The following is a 20,799-nucleotide window of genomic DNA, read 5'->3' on the forward strand; positions in this document are numbered from 1 at the left end:
CTCCCTGCATGGTCGGCTTCGACGTGCAGCTCCTCGCCGTCCTCCGCGAACTCGCCGAGCGGGGGAGCGTCACCGCCGTCGCCGAGGCCACGCACCGCACGCCCAGCGCCGTCTCGCAACAGCTCCAGACCCTGCAGCGACAGGTCGGCGTCGCCCTCGTCGAACGGGTCGGCCGCGGGGTCCGGCTCACCGAGCACGGCCGGGTGCTCGCCGGGCTGGCGAGCGGCGTCGCGACGGCGATCGCCACTGTGGACGCGGCGTGGCGGGAGCACCTCGGCGGCGCGACGGGGCGGGTGGACCTCGCCGTGTTCCCGTCGGCCGCGGAACTCCTGCTGCCCGGCCTGCTCACCCGGATGCGCGAGCACCCCGGCATCGACCTGGTGCTCGTCGACGTCGACGTCAGCGAGGACGCGTTCGGCCCCCTCGCCGCCGACCACGACGTCGTCATCGGGCACCGGCCGGACGGCGCCCCGCCGGCCGGCCGGGAGGCGCTCGAGACCGTCCCGCTCCTCCGCGAGCCGCTCGACGTCGCGCTCCCGCTCGACCACCGGCTGGCCGCCCGCGAGCGCGTCCGCATCGACGACGTCGTCGGGGAGTCCTGGATCGGGGTGCCGGTGGGCTACCCGATCGACCGGGTGCTCACGGCCATGGCGGCGGCGACGGACACACCGCCGAGCGTCGGCTTCCGGACGATCCACCTGCCCGTCATCGAGAACCTCGTCGCCGCCGGACACGGGGTGGCGCTCGTGCCGCGGTACACCTCGGGGACGCGGGCGTCCGGTCGGTTCCACCTCGCCGAGCTCGCCGACGTCCGCGCGGGGCGGCGGATCGAGGCGCTCGTCCGGCCGGACCGTGCGGTCCGCCCCGTGGTCCGGACGGTCCTGGAGGCGCTGGTCGCCGAGGCCCTGGACGTCACCACCTGAGGCGGTGACGCTGCCGGCGGGGCCGACCCGCGCCTCCAGGCCGACGCTTGGTCAGACGTCGAGGTGGTCGACCAGCTCGTCGGCGAGGCCCGTGTAGGTCGCCGGGGTGAGGTTCGTCAGCCGGGCCTTCGCGCCGGACGAGATGTCCAGGCCGTTCACGAACGCGACGAGCTCCGCCTGCCCGATGCGCTTCCCGCGCGTGAGCTCCTTGAGCATCGCGTAGGGGTCCTCGATGTTCGACTGTCCGGCGGTGACCTCGGCGCGGATGACCGTCTGGATGGCCTCGGCGAGCACCTCCCAGTTGCGGTCGAGGTCCTCGGCGAGACGCACCTCGTTCACGGCGATCTCACCCAGGCCACGGCGCAGGTTGTCGAGCGCGAGCAGCGAGTGCCCGAACGCGACGCCGATGTTCCGCTGCGTGGTCGAGTCGGTGAGGTCACGCTGGAGCCGCGACGTCACGAGCGTCTCGGACAGCGTGGAGAACAGCGCCGACGAGATCTCGAGGTTCGCCTCGGCGTTCTCGAACCGGATCGGGTTGATCTTGTGCGGCATCGTCGACGAGCCCGTGGCACCCGCCACCGGGATCTGCGTGAAGTACCCCATCGAGATGTAGGTCCACACGTCGGTCGCGAGGTTGTGCAGGATCCGGTTCGCGTGGCGCACCCGGTCGTACAGCTCGGCCTGCCAGTCGTGCGACTCGATCTGCGTCGTGAGGGGGTTCCAGGTGAGCCCGAGACCCTCGACGAACTCGCGGGAGAGTGCGGGCCAGTCCGCCTCCGGGTCGGCCGCGAGGTGCGCCGAGAACGTGCCGGTCGCGCCGGAGAACTTGCCGAGGTACTCGCCGCCCTCGATCTGGGACAGCACGCGCTCGAGGCGGTACACGACCACGGCGAGCTCCTTGCCGAGCGTCGTCGGCGTCGCCGGCTGCCCGTGCGTGTGCGAGAGCATCGGGACGCTCTTCAGCTCGTCGGCGAGCTCGCGGAGCCTCGCCACGACGGCGCGGTACGCCGGCAGCCACACCTGGTCGACGGTGTCGCGGACGGTCAGCGCGTACGAGAGGTTGTTGACGTCCTCGCTCGTCGCGGCGAAGTGCGTGAGCTCGGCGATCGCGTCGAGCCCGAGCTCGGACAGACGACGACGGACGAAGTACTCGACCGCCTTGACGTCGTGCCGCGTCGTGGCCTCGATCTCGGCGAGCTCGGCGATCTGCTCCTGGCCGAAGGTCTCCACGACCCGGCGGAGCGCGGCCTTGTCGTCGACGCTGAGCGGCGACGTGGTGAACATCGCGTGGTCGGTCAGGAAGATGAGCCACTCGACCTCGACCACGATGCGCGCGCGGTTGAGCCCGGCCTCGGAGAGGTGCTCGCCCACCGTGTGCACGATCGGGTAGTACCGCCCGTCGAGCGGGCTGATCGGCTGCGGGGGAAGGGGGGTCATGGGGCTCCCTGACGGACTGCCGGCTCGAGTTGGCGGAAGAGCGCCCGGCAGGCCCGTTCGACGGTCGAGAGCACTCGGTCGAACTCGTGCCGGTCCGCGTAGTACGGATCCGGTACGTCGGTCTGCTGGGGCCAGGCGTCGTCGTACCGCAGCAGGAGCGTCACCTTCGCGGCGTCGTCCATGGTCGGTGCCCACGAGCGCAGGATGCGTTCGTGGGAGCGGTCGAGTGCGACCACCAGATCGAGGTCCGGGAACCGGTCCGGATCGAACTGACGGGCGCGATGCCTGCTGCCATCGTATCCGCGCGCTGCGAGTGCTGCGATCGTGCGCTCGTCGGCGGGCTCGCCGACGTGCCAGTCGCCGGTGCCGGCGGACTCGACCTGGAACCGGTCGGCCATGCCGGCGTCCGCCGCGAGCTGGGCGAAGACGATGCCGGCCATGGGGGAGCGGCAGATGTTGCCGCTGCAGACGAACGAGACCCGGAAGGGGGCGTCGGCGTCCGGGGTCATGGGGACATCATGGCGCAGGGAGCGTCCGTCCGCGACGCTGCTGCCGTCGGGAGGCGCGGTGCCGGTCCGGTCGTCGGCCCACCCCGACGGGGTGCTCGCCGACGGGTCGTCGGCCAGCGTCACGCGCGCGGGCGGTTCAGCACCGGCCGCACGAACAGCCCGATCAGCCACGCGAACACCGCGAGCACGAAGGCGCCGACGATGCCCCAGCCGAACGACTCGACCTGCAGCCCGAAGCCGAAGGCGTCCGAGATCCCGGCGACGATGAGCAGCAGGATCGCGTTCACGACGAACGAGATGAGCCCGAGCGTGAGGATGTAGATCGGGAAGGCCACGATCCGGATGAGCGTGCCGATGACCGCGTTCACGAGGCCGAACACGAACGCCACGAGCAGGTAGGTGAGCACGGTGGCCGTGGTGCCGCCGTCGCCGAAGGGCGTGACGGAGACGCCGCTGACGATCAGCGTGGTGAGCCAGAGGGCGACGGCGTTGACGACGAGGCGGACGAGGAATCGCATGCGTCCATGATGCCCTCCGGCACCCGGATGGGCACCGCATCGCCGTTCTCCCGGCCGGGTAGCCTGATCCCGTGACTGACGAGCGCGTGCACATCCGGCCCGAGATCGCCGTTCTCCCCGCCTACAAGCAGGGGCGCCAGGCCGCGGCCGACGCCTTCAAGCTGTCGAGCAACGAGAACCCGTTCCCGCCGCTGCCCGGCGTCGTCGAGGCCGTGCAGGCGCAGACCGCGTTCAACCGCTACCCCGACGCCACCGCGCTCGCCGTCCGGGCCGTGCTCGCGAACCGCTTCGGTACGACCGTCGACGAGGTCCACGTCGCCCCCGGCAGCGTCGCGATCCTCCACGAACTCGCCAAGGCCACCTCCGGCCCCGGCGACGAGATCGTCTACGCGTGGCGCTCCTTCGAGGCCTACCCGGGCGTCGTCACGGTCGCCGGTGCCACGAGCGTGCAGGTGCCGAACCGCCCCGACGGCGGACACGACCTCGACGCGATGGCCGCCGCCGTCACCGAGCGCACCCGGCTCGTGATCGTCTGCACGCCGAACAACCCGACCGGCCCGATCGTGACCGGCGCGGAGTTCGAGGCGTTCATGGCGCAGGTGCCCGCCACCGTGCTCGTGGTCCTCGACGAGGCCTACGCCGAGTTCGTCACCGAGCCGACCGCCGTCCGTGGTGCACCACTGCTCGAGCGGTACCCGAACCTCGTCGTGCTCCGCACCTTCTCGAAGGCCTACGGGCTGGCCGGACTCCGTGTCGGGTACGCCCTCGGCCCGGCGTACGTGCTCGATGCCGTACGCGCCTGCGCCATCCCGCTCTCGGTCACGGCGCAGGGCCAGGCGGCGGCGCTCGCGAGCCTCGAACGCGAGTCCGAACTGCTCGAGCGCGTGTCCGAGATCGCTGTCCTGCGGGACCACGTCGTCACGTCGCTCCGCGAGCAGGGCTGGGACGTGCCCGACGCCCAGGGCAACTTCGTGTGGCTGCCGACCGGCGAGCTGACGGCGCACGCGACGGAGCGCTTCGAGCAGGCCGGCATCATCGTCCGGGCCTTCGGGAACGAGGGCATCCGCATCTCGATCGGGGAGCACGAGGCTGTGGGAACGCTCCTCGAAACAGCACGGTCGCTTGTGGGGGACCTCCAGGCAGCCGAGTAGTCGCTGCCGCTACGCTGGCCCGCATGTCATTCCGCGCCGCGGCCCCCGCGACGACCACCGTCCGGCTCCTCGACCCCGAGGGTCGGTTCGTGGAGACCGACGAGAACGCCGAGTTCGCCGCCGCCGCGCGGGCGATCCCGGACGAGACCCTGCTGGCGATGCACCGCCGGATGGTCCTCACCCGTCGGTTCGACCACGCCGGTCACAACCTCCAGCGCACCGGTCAGCTCGGCCTCTGGGTGCCGAGCCACGGGCAGGAAGCCGCACAGACCGGTTCCGCCTTCGCCCTCCGTGCGCAGGACCACGTCTTCCCGTCCTACCGCGAGCACGCGGTCACGATGCACCGCGGCGTCGAGCCGATGGAGATCATCGCGATGTACCGCGGCCAGACGCACGGCGGGTGGGACCCGGACGAGCGCGGCAACACCCACATCTCCACCCTGGTGATCGGCTCGCAGACCCTGCACGCCACCGGGTACGCACTCGGGCAGAAGCTCGACGGCGACGTCGGCACGGGTGACCCCGACCGCGACGCGTGCTCGATCGTCTACTTCGGCGACGGCGCGACGAGCCAGGGCGACGTGAACGAGGCGTACGTGTTCTCGGCCTCGACGAAGGCCCCCGTCGTCTTCTTCCTGCAGAACAACCACTGGGCGATCTCGGTGCCGGTGTCGGTGCAGTCGCCGACCCCGCTCGTCGACCGTCCGCGCGGCTTCGGGATCCCGAGCGTCCTCATCGACGGCAACGACATCCTCGCCTCGTACACGGCCTCGGTCGTCGCCACCGACCACGCCCGCAGTGGCCAGGGCCCGGCGTTCATCGAGGCCGACACGTACCGCATCGGCGCGCACACGAGCTCCGACGACCCGAGCCGCTACCGCGCCGAGGGCGAGCTCGAGGACTGGGTCCGCCGCGACCCGATCGTCCGGTCCGAGGCGTACCTGCGCTCCAAGGGCGCGACCGACGAGCAGTTCGCCGCGTTCGACGAAGAGGGCGAGGACATCGCCGCCGACGTCCGCCGTCGCACCGTGGCCCTGACACCGCCGTCCGTCGACGTCATGTTCGACAACGTCTACCGCGAGCCGCACCCACTGATCGCCGAGCAGAAGGCCTGGCTCGAACAGTACGAGGCCGGCTTCGAAGGGGGCGCCCACGCATGAGCACCACCGAGCAGCTCTTCGACTACACCCTGCGCTCCCACCCGGGCGCCGGTGAGGTCCCGAGCGACCCCACCCCGACCCTGACGATGGCCAAGGCGCTCAACGCCGGGCTCGCCGCCGCGATGCAGGCGGACGACAAGGTCCTGCTGATGGGCGAGGACATCGGCGCACTCGGCGGTGTGTTCCGCATCACCGAGGGCCTGCAGGAGAAGTTCGGCCCCGAGCGCGTGCGGGACACCCCGCTCGCCGAGGCCGGCATCATCGGCACCGCGATCGGTCTGGCCCTGCGCGGCTACCGCCCGGTCGTCGAGATCCAGTTCGACGGCTTCGTCTGGCCGGGCTTCGACCAGATCACCTCGCAGCTCGCGAAGATGGCGAACCGGCTGCCGGCGCACATGTCGCTGCCCGTCGTCATCCGCATCCCCTACGGCGGCCACATCGGTGCCGTGGAGCACCACCAGGAGTCGCCCGAGGCGTACTTCGCGCACACCCCTGGTCTCCGTGTGGTCAGCCCGAGCACGCCGAACGACGCCTACTGGATGATCCAGGAAGCAGTGGCCTCGAAGGACCCCGTCGTCTTCCTCGAGCCGAAGTCGCGCTACTGGCCGAAGGGTCAGGTGGACCTCGTCGACGGGCACGTCCCGATGCACACCACGCGCGTCGCCCGCACCGGCACCGAGGTCACCCTCGTCGGCCACGGTGCGATGGTCGCCACGCTCATGCAGGCGGCGGAGATCGCCGAGGGCGAGGGCACGAGCTGCGAGGTCATCGACCTCCGCTCGATCTCGCCGATCGACTGGGAGCCGCTCCTGGCGTCGGTCCGGAAGACCGGTCGTCTCGTCATCGCGCAAGAGGCCTCCGGCTTCGTCAGCGTCGGCAGCGAGATCGCCGCGACCGTCGCCGAGAAGGCGTTCTACACGATGCAGGCACCGCCACTCCGGGTCTCCGGGTTCGACGTCCCGTTCCCGGTGTCGAAGCTGGAGCACCTGCACCTGCCGGACGCCGACCGCGTCCTCGAGGCCGTCGACCGCGCCCTCGCCTACTGACCTCCCTGTCCGAGCTCGACCAGAACGCCGAAGGAGCCGTAGTGGCCGTCGCCGAATTCCCCCTGCCCGACGTGGGTGAAGGCCTCACCGAGGCCGAGATCGTGCAGTGGCGCGTCGCGATCGGGGACGAGATCGCCGTCGACCAGGTCCTCGTCGAGATCGAGACGGCGAAGTCCCTCGTCGAGCTCCCGTCGCCGTTCTCCGGCACCGTCACCGGCCTGCTCGTCTCCGAGGGCGACACCGTCGAGGTCGGCAAGCCGATCATCCGCGTGGAGTCCGACGCGCAGGTCGCGTCCGGTGCGGCGGTCGCCGGCCCAGGAGGCGCGGCACACGTCGCCCAGAGCGTCCCGACCTCGCCGGACGTCACCGCCACCCCGCCGGCACCGGCCGCGCCCGCCGCCCCGGTCGCGCAGACCCCCGCCGCACCCGCTCCGGTGAGTGCGCCGACCCCGCCGCGGGCCGCCGCGGCGCCCGCCACCGCTCCCGCGCAGCCCGCAGCCGCACCCGCCCAGCCGGTCGCCGTCGACGCTTCCGTCGTCGGCACGGACGAGTCCTCCGGCGCCGTCCTCGTCGGCTACGGCTCCGCGACCTCGTCGCCGTCCCGCCGGAAGCCGGGCGCCCGCCGGGCCGCAGCGCTCGCGGCCGAGGCGAGCCGCGCCTCCAGTGCCGACGCCGCTGCAGCGGCCGAAGCCGCCACCGACCCCGGTGAGGAGACCACCGCCGAAGCCATCTCCGCGCAGGGCTCCGGCTCGGCGCGCAAGCACGGTGTGGCGACCAACGTCCTGGCGAAGCCGCCGATCCGGAAGCTCGCGAAGGACCTCGGCGTCGAGCTGAGCGAGATCGTCGCGACCGGCCTCGCGGGCGAGGTCACCCGCGACGACGTCATCCGGCACGCGAAGCAGGCCAGCGTCTTCCGCAACATCGAGACGCCCGAGTGGGGCGACGTCCGCAGCGAGACGATCCCGGTCAAGGGCGTCCGCAAGGCCATCGCGACCGCCATGACCACGTCGGCGTTCACCGCACCGCACGTCTCGCTGTTCGTCGACGTCGACGCCACCCGCACGATGGAGTTCGTCAAGCGACTGAAGTCCTCGCCGACGTTCGCGGGCGTGAAGGTGTCGCCGCTGCTCCTCGTGGCGAAGGCCGTGATCTGGGCGGTCCGCCGCAACCGTTCGGTGAACTCCACCTGGACCGACCGCGAGATCATCGTCCACCACTTCGTGAACCTCGGCATCGCCGCGGCCACCCCGCGCGGCCTCATCGTGCCGAACATCAAGGACGCGCAGGACATGTCCCTGCTCGAGCTCGCCCAGGCCCTCGAGCAGCTCACCCTGACCGCCCGCGACGGCAAGACCACCCCGGCGCAGATGGCGAACGGCACGGTGTCGATCACGAACATCGGCGTGTTCGGCATGGACACCGGCACCCCGATCCTCAACCCGGGCGAGGTCGCGATCGTGGCGATGGGCACGATCAAGCCGAAGCCGTGGGTCGTCGATGGCGAGGTCCGGTCGCGCATGGTGACGACGATCGGCGCCTCGTTCGACCACCGGGTCGTCGACGGCGACGTGGCGTCCCGCTTCGTGCACGACGTGGCCTCGGTGCTCGAGGAGCCGGCGCTGCTGCTCGACTAGCCGTCACCGCCGTTGCGGACTCCCGCATTCGTCGCGTGGTGTTCACACGGATGTCGGTGGGCGGCGGGATGATCGAGACATGGTCCACCAGCTCCTGATGCCCTCGCAGGAGATCCGAACGGATCGCCTCCTGCTCACCCCGCTGTCACCGGCGGACATCGACGACGTGCACGCGGTCTTCTCCGACGCCCGGACGTGGACCCACCTCCCCGCGGGACGGCACGCGGTGCGGGCCTCGACGGTCGACCTCGTCCAGCGCAAGATCGGCGGCCGGGCACGACACGGGCTCGGCTCGTGGGCGGTCCGCGCCGCGACCGACCACGCGTTCCTCGGTGTCGGCGGCGTGGACATGACCGCGGCCGGGGTGTGGAACCTCGGCTACCGGTTGGCACCGGCGGCGTGGGGCAACGGCTACGCGACGGAGATCGCACTCGCGGCGGTGGCTGCCGCGGCGGACGTCGCTCCCGACGTCGCGGTCACCGGGCGGGTGCTGACGAACAACCCGGCCTCGGCGGCCGTGCTCGACCGCGCGGGCCTGCAGCTGGTGTGGCAGGGCTCGACGTCGTCGACGCTGCCGGACGGTGTCGAGCGGCAGGTCTGGGCGGACCGGGCGCTCTCACGGACGCAGCGGGCCTGGCTCGTCGCGAACGCCTGACCCGCACCGGCAAGGAGCCCGACGGCCCCGAGCCGCACCGGTCAGGAGCCCAACGGCCCCGAGCCGTCGTCCCCGGTCGCGAGGGCAGCCGCACCCACGCAGAGCAGCAGGAGCACGGCGGCGAGCGGCGCCACGGCGACCGGCCCCACCGTCAGCAGCAGGACCGCGACGAGGGCGACGACCGCCAGCACGACGGGCCTCACCCGAGGGCCCCGAACAGGGTGTCGGCCTCGTGCGGCAGTTCCGTGCGCAGCGACCACTGCACGGTGTTCCAGTCGTGCCCGCTCCCCGGCGCGAACGCGACCACGGTGTCCGCGCCCGCCGTCCGGGCCGCACTGCCGAGTGCCCGGGCGTTCCGACTGAACTGGTGGTCGGCGGACCCTGCCGTGAGCCAGAGCGCGTGCCCGCCGAGGCCGTTCGCCCGCATCTGCGCGATCGGGGCGGCGGCCTTCCAGCGGGCCACCGACCCACCGAACGCCTGGTCGGCACTGTGCCGGGGGTTCTGGTCGATCGGCTGCAGTTCGCTGGAGATCGCCAGCGCGGCGCCGAACGACCCCGGGTGGGCGGTGACGAACTGCATCGCGCAGGTCGCCCCCTGCGAGAACCCGACGAGGCCCCAGGCGTGCCGGTCCGGCGTCGCCGGGAGGTGCGCGCCGATCCAGGCGGGCACGTCCTCGGTGACGTAGGTCGCGGACTTCCCGAGCGTCGAGTCGACGCACATCGGGTTCCGACCGGGAGCCGACAGCTGGTCGACGGACACGACGATCGGTGCCGATCCGTGGTGCGCGGCCGCGTAGGCGTCGAGCACGGTCCCCATTTGCCCGGCGGTGAACATGTCGCTCGGCGCCCCGGGCTGCCCGGCGAACGCGAGGACGACCGGCAGGCGTGCCGGGCCCCGGACGAGCGCGGCCGGCGGGAGGTAGACGACGGCGGGGCGGGCCGGGAAGCCGGAGCGGGTCCCGGGGATGTCCACCGTCCGGACCTCGCCGTGCGCCGGGAGCGCCGCTGCCGGAGCCGCGTGCAGGTCGAGCGCCGGGTACGGGTCGCTCTGCACCACGGTGCCGAGGGTCGGGTACTTGGCGAACTCGACGTTCACCCCGAGCGCGGGGACGAGCAGCGCCGCCGGGACGAGCACGGCGGCGAGCACCCGGCGTCCGCGACCGCCCTGCACGATGCCGGTGACCGCCAGGGCGAGTGCGGCGGTGGCGATCGCGACCCACATCCGCGTGACCGGACTCAGGGCGACGCCGAACAGGTTCAGGACGTCGCTCAGGACCCAGCAGACGAGGAGCACGGCGACGGCGGCCCCGACGGCGACCACGGCGCGCAGCCGGACGGCACGCCAGGCGGACCCGGACCGGGTGTGCCGGAGAGCGGGCAGCAGCACCGCGACGGCGAGCACCGCGAACGCGATGTCCACCGGGACGAGCTTCGACGGCGCCTGCAGCTGGGTGGCGAGCAGCCACTCGGTCGGACTCACGAGCGCGCCGCACCCGCGGCACTGGCCTCGGCCACCGCTCGGGCGTCCGCCGCCGCACGGTGCGCCTGCCGGAGCGCCCACAGGTGCTTCGGCCGAAGGCCCGGCACGTACGCCGACGCCAGGGCCCGGGCGACCCGCGGCACGTGCAACGGCGTCGGGACGACCAACCACAGGGGCTCGTGCCGCGCGCCGAACTTCTCCTTGAAGCGTTGCAGCGACCGGAACCCGTACACCGGCTCGAGCACGCGGGCGAGGAGCACCGACCCGCGGACGACCAGCGACCGGGCCCCGGCGTGGGCGGCCAGCGGCGTGCCGGAGAGGCTGATCGTGGTGAGGCCGGCCTCGCGGGCACGGAGCGCGGTCCGGGCGATGAGGAACTCCATCACCCCGGGCATCCCGTCGTCGCCGCGGCGCATGACGTCGAGCGTGTAGCCGGTCAGCGCTCCCCGCTCGTGGACGGGCAGCCAGCTCGTGACCGCGGTGACGTGCCCGTCGGCGTCGACGGCGAGCATGAGCCGGACGTCCGGGTCGTCGAGCTCGCGGAACCCGCCGAGCGTGAAGCCCATCTCCGGCAGACGCCGATCGGCGGCCCACCGCGTGCAGATCGCCTCGACCTCGGCACGACGGCCGGCGTCGAGCGCGTCCAGGGTGGTCCACTCGTCGCGGAGGCCCTCGCGGTCGGCCCGGTTCGACGCGGTCCGGAGGTCCTGCCGCTTCTTGCCGCGCAGGTCGAACGTCGTCACGTCGAGCACGCACTCGACGCCCACCGGCAGCGCGGTCCACCCCTCGGCACCGAGGATGGCGCGGACGGGTTCGTGGACGCTCGTGAACGCGGGCACCCAGCCGTTGCGCTCGCAGAACGCGGTGAAGCCGGCGAGGACCTCGGCACGGTCGGCGGTGGCGCACGCCGGGTCCGAGACGGCGAGGGCGACCTCGCCGCGCACCCGGTAGGCCACGGCGCCGCGTCCGTCCGGGTGGGTCCAGGTCGCGTTCCCGCGCCAGGTCCCCATGTGCCCGAGGGTCCCGGCGTCGCCGTCGCGGAGCATCTCGACGAGGTCGTCACGGCGGGCACCGGCGGCCCGGAACCGCGCCCGGACGAGCCGTGGTCGGAGGAGGAGCACGGCGAGCAGCACGGTGGCTGGGACGATCCACGCGCCGAGCAGGGTGACCTGCCACTCGATCGCGTCGAGTCCGAGCCCCTGCCACTGCACCGCGTCGTCCTTGACCGGCTCGATGAGGAAGACGTCGGCGAGCACGACCGTGAGCGTCAGGAGCACGCCGATCGCCAGCGCGATGCCCGTCCGGCGACCGCGGTGCACGAGCCAGGCGGCCAGGAGCAGCAGCACGCCGACGACGACCACCGAACGGTCCGGCATCGCGTCGGCGAACGGCGAGAGCACGCCATCCGGGTCCGGCACGATCGGGGTCACCAGGGTGCCGGCACCGAGCGCGATGAGGGCGCTCACCACGACCGTCCGTGCGGTGACGCGGGTGGTGCGGCTCTGGGGCCTGGAGGCGCGGCGCACGATCCACGCGCCGGCTGCGGTCCCGAGCAGGGTCGCCAGGGCGCGGGCCAGGTCCGACCCGTGGCCCGCGAAGAACACGAGGGTCAGCACCACGGTCCAGAGCGCGGCGCGCGTCCGCCAGCGGCGCTGCGCGGGCATCGCCGCCGACGCGGCCCCGAGCAACGCGGCGGCGACGACGGAAGGGGCGAAGAGCGGCTGTCCGACGGCGAACTCGGCGTGTGCCTCGCCCAGCGCCGAACCGATCGTGACGGTGAGGAGGGTCGCGAGGACCCCGAGCAGCGGCGCGCCGACCCCGATCACGAGCGTCCGGAGCGATCCGAGGGAGCGCTCGGCGAGGACGGTCGTCAGGACCACCGCCACGAGGGCGAGGCACGCGACGGGCGGGTGGTGCGGGAAGTCCGGCTCGGAGTGGGCCATCCGCGCGGTCACGACGAGCGCGACCGCGACCACCGCCACGGCGACGGAGACGGGGGATCGACGGAGTCGTCCGAGGAGCGCTGCTGGTGCCACGGTTCCATCCCAGCCGATCGCCCCCGCCGGGGCATCGCTCCACGGCGTGAACCGCGATGGCCGATCGGCCAGGACGGGCTGGCTCCGAGGATGACCGTCAGACCGCCCGGGCAGCCGGCACGTGCTCCACCGGCAGCCGCAGGTGCAGTGCGAACCCGTCGTCCGGCTGCGGGCCCGACTCCATGCTGCCGCCGAGGAGCGACGCCCGCTCCCCGAGTCCGATCAGGCCGAGCCCGGACCCCGGCAGTTCGAGGCGTTCGGAACGCGCCGGGCCGTTCACGACGTCGACGAGGACGTGCTCGCAGTGGATCCGGCCACTCACCCGGACGGTCGCGTCGGGGGCGTGCTTGCGGACGTTCGTCAGCCCCTCCTGCACGAACCGGTAGACCGCGCGCTGGAGCGGCTGGGCGAGGGTGTCCGGCAGGTCGACGGTCGTGCTCGTCTCGAGCCCGCTCTCCGCGATGAGCCGGGGGAGGTCGGTGAGCACCGGCTGGGGCGCGATCTCGCGGTCGGTGCCGCCGGAGGCGCGGAGCACCTGCACCATCTCGCGGAGCTCCTGCAGCGTGACCACGCACAGCTGCCGGATCGTCCGGGCGAACCCGCGCTCGGCCTCGTCGCGGCCGGCCATCTGCATCGCACCGGCCTGCACCGCGATGAGGGTCACCTGGTGCGAGACGACGTCGTGCATCTCCCGCGCGAGCAGCGCCCGCTCGCGGGACAGGGCGACGGCCGCGGCCTGCCGGCGTTCGTCCTCGCGGGCCCGGCGGGACTCGACGAGCTGGTCGGTCAGCCGCGCGCGGGTCTGCACGAGCAGCCCGACGGCGAGCGGTCCGAGCGCGAAGATGAGCGCGTAGACGACGGAGACGACGATCTCGTCGAGGGTCTGCGGCGGCCCGACGAACCCGCTGAAGCCGACGAACTGCACCAGCGCGGCGAGGAGCATCAGCCACCGGCGGCTCGTGCGCTCCCCGAGGGTGAACAGCGCCACGCTCGCCGCCACCACCGCGGAACCGACGAACAACCCGGGCACCGTCAGGGCGAACGCGAGCACGGGGAAGCGACGACGGAGCAACAGGGCGGCGGCCGCGAGCAGCGACAACCACGTCTCGAGGGCGGTCGCCCCGGAGATGTCGAGCACGGCGTCCGCGACGGCGGCGGCGATGAACAGGGCGTCGACCAGCCACCACGGTGCACGGTGGGTGCGCGCCCACCGCAGGCCGACGTCGACGAGGCGGTCGAGCCTCCCGTCGGTCGCCGCGAGCACCCGCCGGACGCGCCCCGACCGCTGCGTGTCAGCCATCCAGGAGTCCCGCCTCGGCCGCGCGCAGCGCGAGTTGGACGCGCGTCGGGACGCCGAACGCGGCGAGCAGCGACCGGATGTCCTCCTTGACGGTCCCGGTGCTCACGCCGAGCCGTCGGCCGATGTCCGGGTTGCTGACGCCGTCGGCGACGAGCCGGAGCACCGCGTGCTCGCGCTCGCTGACGGACGGCGCGGGGGCTGCCGGACGTGCCGCGAACAGCCGGGTCCGATCGACGCCCGGTGCCAGCACGACCCCGCCGCGGGCGAGGACCCGGACGTACTCGGCCAGGCCCTCGGGGTCGGTGTCCTTGAGCAGGAAGCCGGCGGCGCCGAGCTCCATCGCCCGGCCGACGTACTCGTCGGTGTCGAAGGTCGTGAGCATCGCGACCGCCGGTGGTTCGGGGAAGGCCTGCAGCTCGCGGAGGACCTCGAGGCCGTTCACCCGCGGCATCCGCACGTCGAGGAGCACGACGTCGGGCGCGTGCGACCGGATGACCTGCACGGCGTCCACGTCCCCGGTGGTGGCGACGACGTCGATGTCCGGCGCGGCGCCGAGGATCAGCTCGAAGCCGTAGCGGACGAGCGTCTCGTCGTCGACGATCACCACGGTTGTCACGCGCGTCATCTTGTCATGCACGTTGGCGTTCCGAGGGGGACTCGCTACTGTGTCAGGCACTGGTCATGTCCGCGCATGACCACCCGCACGACCAGCGACGGAGCACGAGGACCGCATGACGAGCCGGATCACCGAGGGTGCCGAACCGAAGCACCAGCAGCTGCGGCGCATCCTCCTCGAGCTCGCCACGGTCCGGCTCGCACCCGGGGCGGCGATCCCGTCGGAACGCCAGCTCATCGCCGAGTACGGGGTGTCCCGGATCACCGTGCGCGAGGCGCTCGGTCAGCTCGTGAACGAGGGCTACCTCGAACGCGTGCGCGGCAAGGGCACCTTCGTGGCGCACCGCCCCGTGCAGTCGACGCTGCACCTGGCGTCCTTCACCGAGGAGATGCGGGCGATGGGGCACGTGCCGACGACCGTCGTGCTCGTGCGCGAGGAGCGGGTCCCGCCGTCCGACACCGCCGCGGCCCTGCGACTCGACCCCGACGTCGCGGCCTTCCACGTGAAGCGCCTGCGCATGGCCGACGGGGCGCCGGTGTCGATCGACGACGCCTGGCTCGTCGCGGACGCGTTCCCCGGGTTGCTCGAGCACGACCTGTCGGGGTCGGTCTACTCGATCATCGCGACCGAGTACGGCACGCCGATCGACCGCGCGCAGCAGACCGTGGCGGCGAACCCGGCGGCGGACGACGTGGCGACGCTGCTCGGCACGAAGACCGGGGCGCCGCTGCTGGAGTTCGACCGGGTGTCGTACGCGGGGGAGCGCCCCGTCGAACACACGCGGAGCTGGTACCGCTCGGACCGCTACCGGGTCCAGATGGAGGTCACGGCGAACGCGGTCGCGTAGCCGCCCGCCGAGACTCGGCCCGGCGGACACATCCGCGACCGATCGGGCCCGAAAGTGTCCGCGGAGCCGAGTCTCGCGGCAGGGTGTCGCGTGCTACGCCTCGAACAGGGTGTCGCCGTCGCGCACCGTGGTGCCGACCGCGTCCTGCGAGATGGAGTCCGGCGCGGAGCCGAGCACGACGACCGGGCAGATCGGCGAGTAGCCGGCGGCCGAGATCACCGAGGGGGTGAACCGGACGACCGGGTCGCCCGCGACGACGGTGTCACCCTCGGCCGCGACGAGCTCGAAGCCCTCGCCCGAGAGCTTGACGGTGTCGATGCCCACGTGCACGAGCACGTCGGTGCCCGCGGCGCCCTGCAGCGCGAACGCGTGCGGGTGCAGCTTCACGATCGTGCCGTCGACCGGTGCGACCGCCGTGACGGCACCCTCGACCCCGGTCGGGTCCACCGCGACGCCGGCGCCGACGAGCTGCCCGGCGAACACCGGGTCCGGCACGTCGGCGAGCGAGACGACCGGGCCCTGGAACGGGGTCCGGACGGCGGTCACAGCTCGTCCTGGATGTCCTGCGCGAGGTTGTCGGCGATCGGGCCGACGATGACCTGCCAGCCCGTGCCGCCACCGACGACGGCCTGCGCGCCGGCGGCCTTCAGTGCGTCCTTGTCGACGAGGTCCCCGTCCTCGACCTCGACGCGCAGGCGCGTGATGCAGCCCTCGACCTCGTCGATGTTCTCGGCGCCACCCAGCGCGGCGATGATGTCAGCGGCCTTGATGTCAGCCATCGTTTCCTCCTCGTTACGAAAACGCGTGCCGGGTTGACAGGCGTGTGGTCGCGGTTCAGACTACGGAACTGGTCATGACCGGACAGGACCGGACCTGGCGACACCGCCGAGGTTACCTTCGCTGACTGTACGACTCAACTCACCCCGACAGCTCCACCCAACGACGAGAGGACCTCCGATGAGCACCACCACTGCCACGGATGTGCCGGAGAAGAAGACCCCGAAGAAGCAGTCGCGCGTCTTCGCCAACGCCCAGCGCCTCGGCCGGAGCCTGCTCCTGCCGATCGCGGTCATGCCGGCAGCGGGCATCCTGCTCCGCCTCGGCCAGGCCGACATGCTCGGAGCGATCCCCGGCTTCGAGAAGGGCGCGACGATCATCGCCGCCGCCGGCAACGGTGTCTTCACCTGGCTGCCGCTGCTCTTCGCCGTCGGCATCGCGATCGGCTGGGCGAAGAAGTCGGACGGCACCACGGCGCTCGCCGCGGTCGTCGGCTACATGGTCATGTACCAGGTGTTCGCGGCCATGTCCCCGATCGTGCTCGACGGCGTGAAGGACGCGAACGGCAACCAGGCCACGATCAACTTCGGTGTCCTCGGCGGCATCGTGATGGGGCTCGTGTCGGCGTTCCTGTGGGAGAAGTTCCACCGGACGAAGATGCCCGACTTCCTCGGCTTCTTCTCCGGGCGCCGCCTCGTGCCGATCCTCACCGCGGTCGCCGGTCTCCTCATCGCCGTCGTGATGTCGTTCTTCTACCGGTACTTCGACATCGCCCTGACCGCTGCCGGCCAGGCCGTGGCGGACAACGCCGTCATCGGTGGTGGCATCTTCGGGTTCGTCAACCGCATGCTCATCCCGATCGGCCTGCACCAGCTGCTGAACTTCTTCCCGTGGTTCCAGCTCGGCAGCTTCACCACCGGCGGCACGACGTACCACGGCGACATCGCCCGGTTCCTCGCCGGCGACCCGACCGCCGGCATCTTCCAGACCGGCTTCTTCCCGATCATGATGTTCGCCCTGCCCGCCGGTGCCCTGGCGATCTGGCGCAACGCCAAGCCGCAGAACCGCAAGCTCGTCGGCGGCATCATGCTCTCGGCTGCGCTCACCTCGTTCGTGACCGGGATCACCGAGCCCCTCGAGTACTCGTTCATGTTCGTCGCGTTCCCGCTCTACATCATCCACGCGGTGCTCACGGGTACCTCGCTGGCGCTGGTGAACGCGCTCGGGATCCACGACGGTTTCTCCTTCTCGGCCGGCGCGATCGACTTCGTGCTGAACTTCGGCAAGGCGGACGGAGCCATCTGGCTCATCCCGATCGGCCTCGGCTACGCGGTGATCTACTACTTCCTGTTCAGTTTCGTGATCAAGAAGTGGAACCTCCGCACGCCCGGGCGTGAGGACGACACGATCGCGGAGAACACGATCGAGGCGGCCACGAAGCCGTAGCCGTCACCATGTGACGGACGGGAGGCGCGGTGCCGGCTGGCACCGCGCCTCCCGTCCGTCATCCGGCTGATACTGGTTTTGACAACCGTTATCAACTAGCCCTACGCTCGTCGACATGCACAACCGTCTCCTCGCCCTGCCGCTCGTCGCCGGCGTCGCCGCGCTCGCCCTGACGGGCTGCGCGACGTCCTCCGCCTCCGGCGACGCCTCGGGCGACGGCACCGTCCGGGTCGTCGCCTCCACCAACGTCTACGGCTCGATCGTCGAGGCGATCGGCGGCGACCACGTCTCCGTCACGAGCATCCTGGACGACCCGTCGCAGGACCCCCACTCGTTCGAGTCGAGCGCCACGACCCAGCTCGCGGTGTCCAAGGCCGACCTCCTCATCGAGAACGGCGGCGGGTACGACGACTTCATGACGACCCTCGCCGACGCGTCCAGCACGAAGGCGGACACGATCAACGTCGTCGAGCTCTCCGGTCTCGACAAGGGTGGCGACACCGAGTTCAACGAGCACGTGTTCTACAGCTACCCGACGATGGTGAAGCTCGCCGACGACGTGGCGAAGCGCCTCGGCGACCTCGACCGGGCGGACGCGGACACCTTCACGAAGAACGCCGACGCGCTGACGACGAAGCTCGAGGGGCTCGAGGCGAAGACGGCTGAGCTCGAGAAGACGTACGGCGGCGAGAAGGTCGCGTACACCGAGCCGGTCCCGGGGTACCTCTTCGACGCGATCGGCCTCGACAACGTCACGCCTGACGCCTTCTCCGAGGCGATCGAGGAAGGCGACGACGTGCCGCCGGCGGCGCTCAACGACACGCTCAAGCTGTTCACGAACAAGACCGTGAAGCTCCTCGCCTACAACGACCAGACCTCCAGCCCGGAGACGGAGGAGGTCAAGAAGGCCGCCGACGAGAACGGCGTCCCGGTCGTCGGTGTCACGGAGACGCTCCCGAAGGGGGAGGATTACGTCTCGTGGCAGCAGGCGAACATCGACCAGGTGCAGGCGGCGCTCCAGAAGTGACCACCGTCTCCCACCCGACGACCGAGCGGACCGCCACTGCCCCGGGCAGTGGCGGTTCCGCCGTGCTCGAACTCCGCGACGCCGGGCTGTCGTACGGCTCCCGTGCACTCTGGTCGCACCTCGACCTCGATCTGGCGCCGGGCGAGTTCGTCGCGGTGCTCGGGCCGAACGGGGCGGGCAAGACCTCGCTCCTCCGCACGGTCCTCGGGCAGCAGCGGCTGACGAGCGGCACGATGTCGTTCCTCGGCCAGCCCGTCCGGCGCGGGCACCGCAAGATCGGGTACATCCCGCAGCAGCGCCTGATGGACGCGGGGACCCCGCTCCGGGCGCGGGACATGATCGCGCAGGGCGTGACCGGCTCCCGGTGGGGCATCACGCCCGCGAGCCGTGCCGAACGGTCCCGGGTCGATCGCATCCTCGACGAGGTCGGGGCCACCGCGTTCGCGGACGCCCCGGTCGCCGAGCTGTCCGGCGGCGAGCAGCAGCGCACCCGCGTCGGGCAGGCCATCGCCGCCGACCCCGCGCTGCTCCTGTGCGACGAGCCGCTCATCTCGCTCGACCTCCGGCACCAGCGCGGCGTCACCGAGCTCATCGATCGGCAGCGTCGGCAGCAGGACGCTGCCGTGCTGTTCGTCACCCACGACGTGAACCCGATCCTCGACGTGGTCGACCGGGTGCTCTACATCGCCGGCGGGCGGTTCCGGATCGGATCCCCCGACGAGGTCCTCCGCACGGACGTGCTCTCCGACCTGTACGGCACCCCCGTCGACGTCGTCCGCACGATGGGGCGGATCGTCATCGTCGGCGCGAACGACGCGCACGACCACCACTGCGACGCGGACCCGAACGCCGCGACGCCGGACGACGGGCGGATCTGATGGACATCTGGTCGCAGGTCTTCTCCTTCCAGGACTACGGCGAGCTCGTCGTGCTCGTGCAGAACTCGATCTGGGCCGGCGCGGTGCTCGGCATCGTCGGCGGGCTCATCGGGCCGTTCGTCGTCGCCCGGAACATGCCCTTCGCCGTGCACGGCATCTCGGAGCTCTCGTTCGCGGGCGCCTCGGCATCGCTGTTGCTCGGGGTGAACGTGGTGACCGGGTCGCTCGTCGGGTCGGTGATCGCGGCGCTGCTCATCGGGCTGCTCGGGTCGAGGGCGCGGGACCGCAACTCGATCATCGCCGTGCTCATGCCGTTCGGCCTCGGCCTCGGCATCCTCTGCCTCGCGCTCTACAAGGGCCGTGCCGCGAACAAGTTCGGCCTGCTCACCGGGCAGATCGTCTCGGTCGACAACCCCCAGCTGACGTTCCTCGTCGTCGTCGCGGCGATCGTCGTCGTGACGCTGCTCGTGATCTGGCGCCCGCTGATGTTCTCGTCGGTCGACCCCGACGTGGCCGCGGCCGCCGGGGTGCCGGTCCGGACGCTGGCGCTCGTGTTCATGCTCGTGCTCGGACTCGCGACCGCGGTGTCGGTGCAGATCGTCGGCGCGCTGCTCGTGCTCTCGCTGCTCGTCACCCCCGCGGCCGCTGCCCTGCGCCTCAGCTCCCACCCGGTCGTCGTCCCGGTCCTGTCGACGGTGTTCGCCGTCGTCTCGGTCGTCGGCGGCATCCTGCTCGCCCTCGGCGGGGGGCTCCCCATCAGCCCGTACGTCACGACGATCTCGTTCGTGATCTGGGTGGTCTGCCGGATCGTCGGCGGACGCAAGGACAAGCGCGGACGCGACCGGATCGTGCGCCGTGACCAGCGTGACGGAGGCGCACCGCGCCTCCAGGCCGACGATGCGGACCACCGGTCCGCCGCCGGCCGGAAGGAAGGAGCGACCGCATGAACGCCGTGCAGAAGCCGAAGCGGAACACGTGGCAGCGCGAAGCGGTGCGCACCGCGTTGTCCAGCACCGAGGGGTTCGTCAGCGCGCAGGCGTTGCACCAGCACCTGCGGGACGACGGCTCCACGATCGGACTCGCGACCGTCTACCGGGCGCTCTCCGACCTGGCGACCGAGGGCGACGCCGACTCGCTGCAGCAGGACGGCGAGTCGCTGTACCGCGCGTGCACGACCGACGCGCACCACCACCACCTGATCTGCCGGAACTGCGGCCGCACGGTCGAGATCGAGGCGGACCCGGTGGAGCGGTGGGCGCAGGAGGTCGCGGCGGCGAACGGGTTCACGAACGCCAGCCACGTGGTCGACATCTTCGGGGAGTGCGCGTCCTGCACGGCCGCGCGCACCGGCGCGTAGTC

General features: G+C 72.0%; 22 protein-coding genes. 12 read left to right on the forward strand and 10 right to left on the reverse strand.

Going from position 1 to position 20,799, the window contains the following annotated elements; translation table 11 throughout:
* Positions 1-8: 8 nt before the first annotated feature.
* On the forward strand, positions 9-923 hold the full coding sequence (locus tag QE359_RS05700) for a LysR family transcriptional regulator (protein WP_309778165.1): 915 nt from the start codon (positions 9-11) through the stop codon (positions 921-923).
* Between the two features lie 51 nt (positions 924-974).
* Here QE359_RS05700 and purB read toward each other — a convergent pair whose 3' ends face one another.
* The 3 genes from purB to QE359_RS05715 form a co-directional block, all read right to left on the reverse strand.
* Positions 975-2,360, reverse strand: coding sequence for an adenylosuccinate lyase (gene purB, locus QE359_RS05705; protein ID WP_070417158.1), 1,386 nt, complete (start codon positions 2,358-2,360; stop codon positions 975-977).
* A complete protein-coding gene (locus QE359_RS05710; protein ID WP_070419277.1) occupies positions 2,357-2,869 on the reverse strand; it encodes a low molecular weight protein-tyrosine-phosphatase in 513 nt (170 codons plus the stop codon). Before QE359_RS05710 ends, purB begins: the two co-directional genes overlap by 4 nt.
* A 119-nt stretch (positions 2,870-2,988) precedes the next feature.
* Positions 2,989-3,387 (reverse strand): phage holin family protein, encoded by a 399-nt coding sequence (locus QE359_RS05715; RefSeq protein WP_309778167.1) that lies wholly within the window; start codon positions 3,385-3,387, stop codon positions 2,989-2,991.
* A gap of 71 nt (positions 3,388-3,458) precedes the next feature.
* On the opposite strand from QE359_RS05715, the gene QE359_RS05720 reads away from it, so the two are divergent.
* From QE359_RS05720 to QE359_RS05740, 5 genes are all read left to right on the forward strand, one after another.
* On the forward strand, positions 3,459-4,538 hold the full coding sequence (locus QE359_RS05720) for a histidinol-phosphate transaminase (protein WP_309778168.1): 1,080 nt from the start codon (positions 3,459-3,461) through the stop codon (positions 4,536-4,538).
* 23 nt (positions 4,539-4,561) lie between these two features.
* Positions 4,562-5,698, forward strand: coding sequence for a thiamine pyrophosphate-dependent dehydrogenase E1 component subunit alpha (locus QE359_RS05725; protein WP_071295537.1), 1,137 nt, complete (start codon positions 4,562-4,564; stop codon positions 5,696-5,698).
* An 86-nt stretch (positions 5,699-5,784) separates the two neighbouring features.
* Positions 5,785-6,744: an alpha-ketoacid dehydrogenase subunit beta gene (locus QE359_RS05730; protein WP_070419276.1), complete on the forward strand. Its 960-nt coding sequence runs from the start codon at positions 5,785-5,787 to the stop codon at positions 6,742-6,744.
* A 41-nt stretch (positions 6,745-6,785) separates the two neighbouring features.
* The gene (locus QE359_RS05735) at positions 6,786-8,378 is read left to right on the forward strand and encodes a dihydrolipoamide acetyltransferase family protein (protein WP_309778171.1); all 1,593 of its coding nucleotides are present in this window, start codon (positions 6,786-6,788) and stop codon (positions 8,376-8,378) included.
* 79 nt (positions 8,379-8,457) lie between these two features.
* Positions 8,458-9,033 carry a GNAT family N-acetyltransferase gene (locus QE359_RS05740; protein ID WP_309778172.1) on the forward strand — a complete coding sequence of 192 codons (576 nt, stop codon included), beginning with the start codon at positions 8,458-8,460 and terminating at the stop codon, positions 9,031-9,033.
* 41 nt (positions 9,034-9,074) lie between these two features.
* Here QE359_RS05740 and QE359_RS05745 read toward each other — a convergent pair whose 3' ends face one another.
* The 5 genes from QE359_RS05745 to QE359_RS05765 form a co-directional block, all read right to left on the reverse strand.
* Positions 9,075-9,236 (reverse strand): hypothetical protein, encoded by a 162-nt coding sequence (locus tag QE359_RS05745; protein ID WP_309778173.1) that lies wholly within the window; start codon positions 9,234-9,236, stop codon positions 9,075-9,077.
* Positions 9,233-10,513 (reverse strand): alpha/beta hydrolase-fold protein, encoded by a 1,281-nt coding sequence (locus tag QE359_RS05750; RefSeq protein ID WP_309778175.1) that lies wholly within the window; start codon positions 10,511-10,513, stop codon positions 9,233-9,235. Before QE359_RS05750 ends, QE359_RS05745 begins: the two co-directional genes overlap by 4 nt.
* Positions 10,510-12,549: a DUF2156 domain-containing protein gene (locus QE359_RS05755; protein ID WP_309778177.1), complete on the reverse strand. Its 2,040-nt coding sequence runs from the start codon at positions 12,547-12,549 to the stop codon at positions 10,510-10,512. The genes QE359_RS05750 and QE359_RS05755 overlap by 4 nt, the downstream gene beginning before the upstream one ends.
* A gap of 97 nt (positions 12,550-12,646) precedes the next feature.
* Complete coding sequence (locus tag QE359_RS05760; protein WP_309778179.1) at positions 12,647-13,849, reverse strand: histidine kinase; 1,203 nt, start codon at positions 13,847-13,849, stop codon at positions 12,647-12,649.
* Positions 13,842-14,465 carry a response regulator transcription factor gene (locus QE359_RS05765; RefSeq protein ID WP_217637367.1) on the reverse strand — a complete coding sequence of 208 codons (624 nt, stop codon included), beginning with the start codon at positions 14,463-14,465 and terminating at the stop codon, positions 13,842-13,844. Before QE359_RS05765 ends, QE359_RS05760 begins: the two co-directional genes overlap by 8 nt.
* Positions 14,466-14,580: 115 nt before the next feature.
* Here QE359_RS05765 and QE359_RS05770 point away from each other — a divergent pair, with 115 nt between their 5' ends.
* Positions 14,581-15,312 (forward strand): GntR family transcriptional regulator, encoded by a 732-nt coding sequence (locus QE359_RS05770; protein ID WP_309778181.1) that lies wholly within the window; start codon positions 14,581-14,583, stop codon positions 15,310-15,312.
* A 93-nt stretch (positions 15,313-15,405) separates the two neighbouring features.
* Here QE359_RS05770 and QE359_RS05775 read toward each other — a convergent pair whose 3' ends face one another.
* Together QE359_RS05775 and QE359_RS05780 are read right to left on the reverse strand one after the other, a co-directional pair.
* Entirely contained in the window at positions 15,406-15,858 is a 453-nt protein-coding gene (locus tag QE359_RS05775; protein WP_309778183.1) for a glucose PTS transporter subunit IIA, read from the reverse strand.
* Positions 15,855-16,091: a PTS transporter subunit EIIB gene (locus QE359_RS05780; RefSeq protein ID WP_022907163.1), complete on the reverse strand. Its 237-nt coding sequence runs from the start codon at positions 16,089-16,091 to the stop codon at positions 15,855-15,857. The genes QE359_RS05775 and QE359_RS05780 overlap by 4 nt, the downstream gene beginning before the upstream one ends.
* 178 nt (positions 16,092-16,269) lie before the next feature.
* On the opposite strand from QE359_RS05780, the gene QE359_RS05785 reads away from it, so the two are divergent.
* The 5 genes from QE359_RS05785 (at position 16,270) to QE359_RS05805 (ending at position 20,797) form a co-directional block, all read left to right on the forward strand.
* Positions 16,270-17,535, forward strand: a complete 1,266-nt coding sequence (locus QE359_RS05785; protein WP_070417148.1) for a PTS transporter subunit EIIC — start codon at positions 16,270-16,272, stop codon at positions 17,533-17,535.
* A gap of 115 nt (positions 17,536-17,650) precedes the next feature.
* Complete coding sequence (locus QE359_RS05790) at positions 17,651-18,562, forward strand: metal ABC transporter solute-binding protein, Zn/Mn family (protein ID WP_309778185.1); 912 nt, start codon at positions 17,651-17,653, stop codon at positions 18,560-18,562.
* On the forward strand, positions 18,559-19,440 hold the full coding sequence (locus tag QE359_RS05795; RefSeq protein ID WP_396127721.1) for a metal ABC transporter ATP-binding protein: 882 nt from the start codon (positions 18,559-18,561) through the stop codon (positions 19,438-19,440). Before QE359_RS05790 ends, QE359_RS05795 begins: the two co-directional genes overlap by 4 nt.
* On the forward strand, positions 19,440-20,387 hold the full coding sequence (locus tag QE359_RS05800; protein WP_071303398.1) for a metal ABC transporter permease: 948 nt from the start codon (positions 19,440-19,442) through the stop codon (positions 20,385-20,387). Before QE359_RS05795 ends, QE359_RS05800 begins: the two co-directional genes overlap by 1 nt.
* Positions 20,384-20,797 (forward strand): Fur family transcriptional regulator, encoded by a 414-nt coding sequence (locus QE359_RS05805; RefSeq protein WP_070417146.1) that lies wholly within the window; start codon positions 20,384-20,386, stop codon positions 20,795-20,797. Before QE359_RS05800 ends, QE359_RS05805 begins: the two co-directional genes overlap by 4 nt.
* The last annotated feature ends 2 nt before the right edge of the window (positions 20,798-20,799 follow it).

This window comes from Curtobacterium sp. SORGH_AS_0776 (genome assembly GCF_031453355.1).
Classification (GTDB): domain Bacteria; phylum Actinomycetota; class Actinomycetes; order Actinomycetales; family Microbacteriaceae; genus Curtobacterium.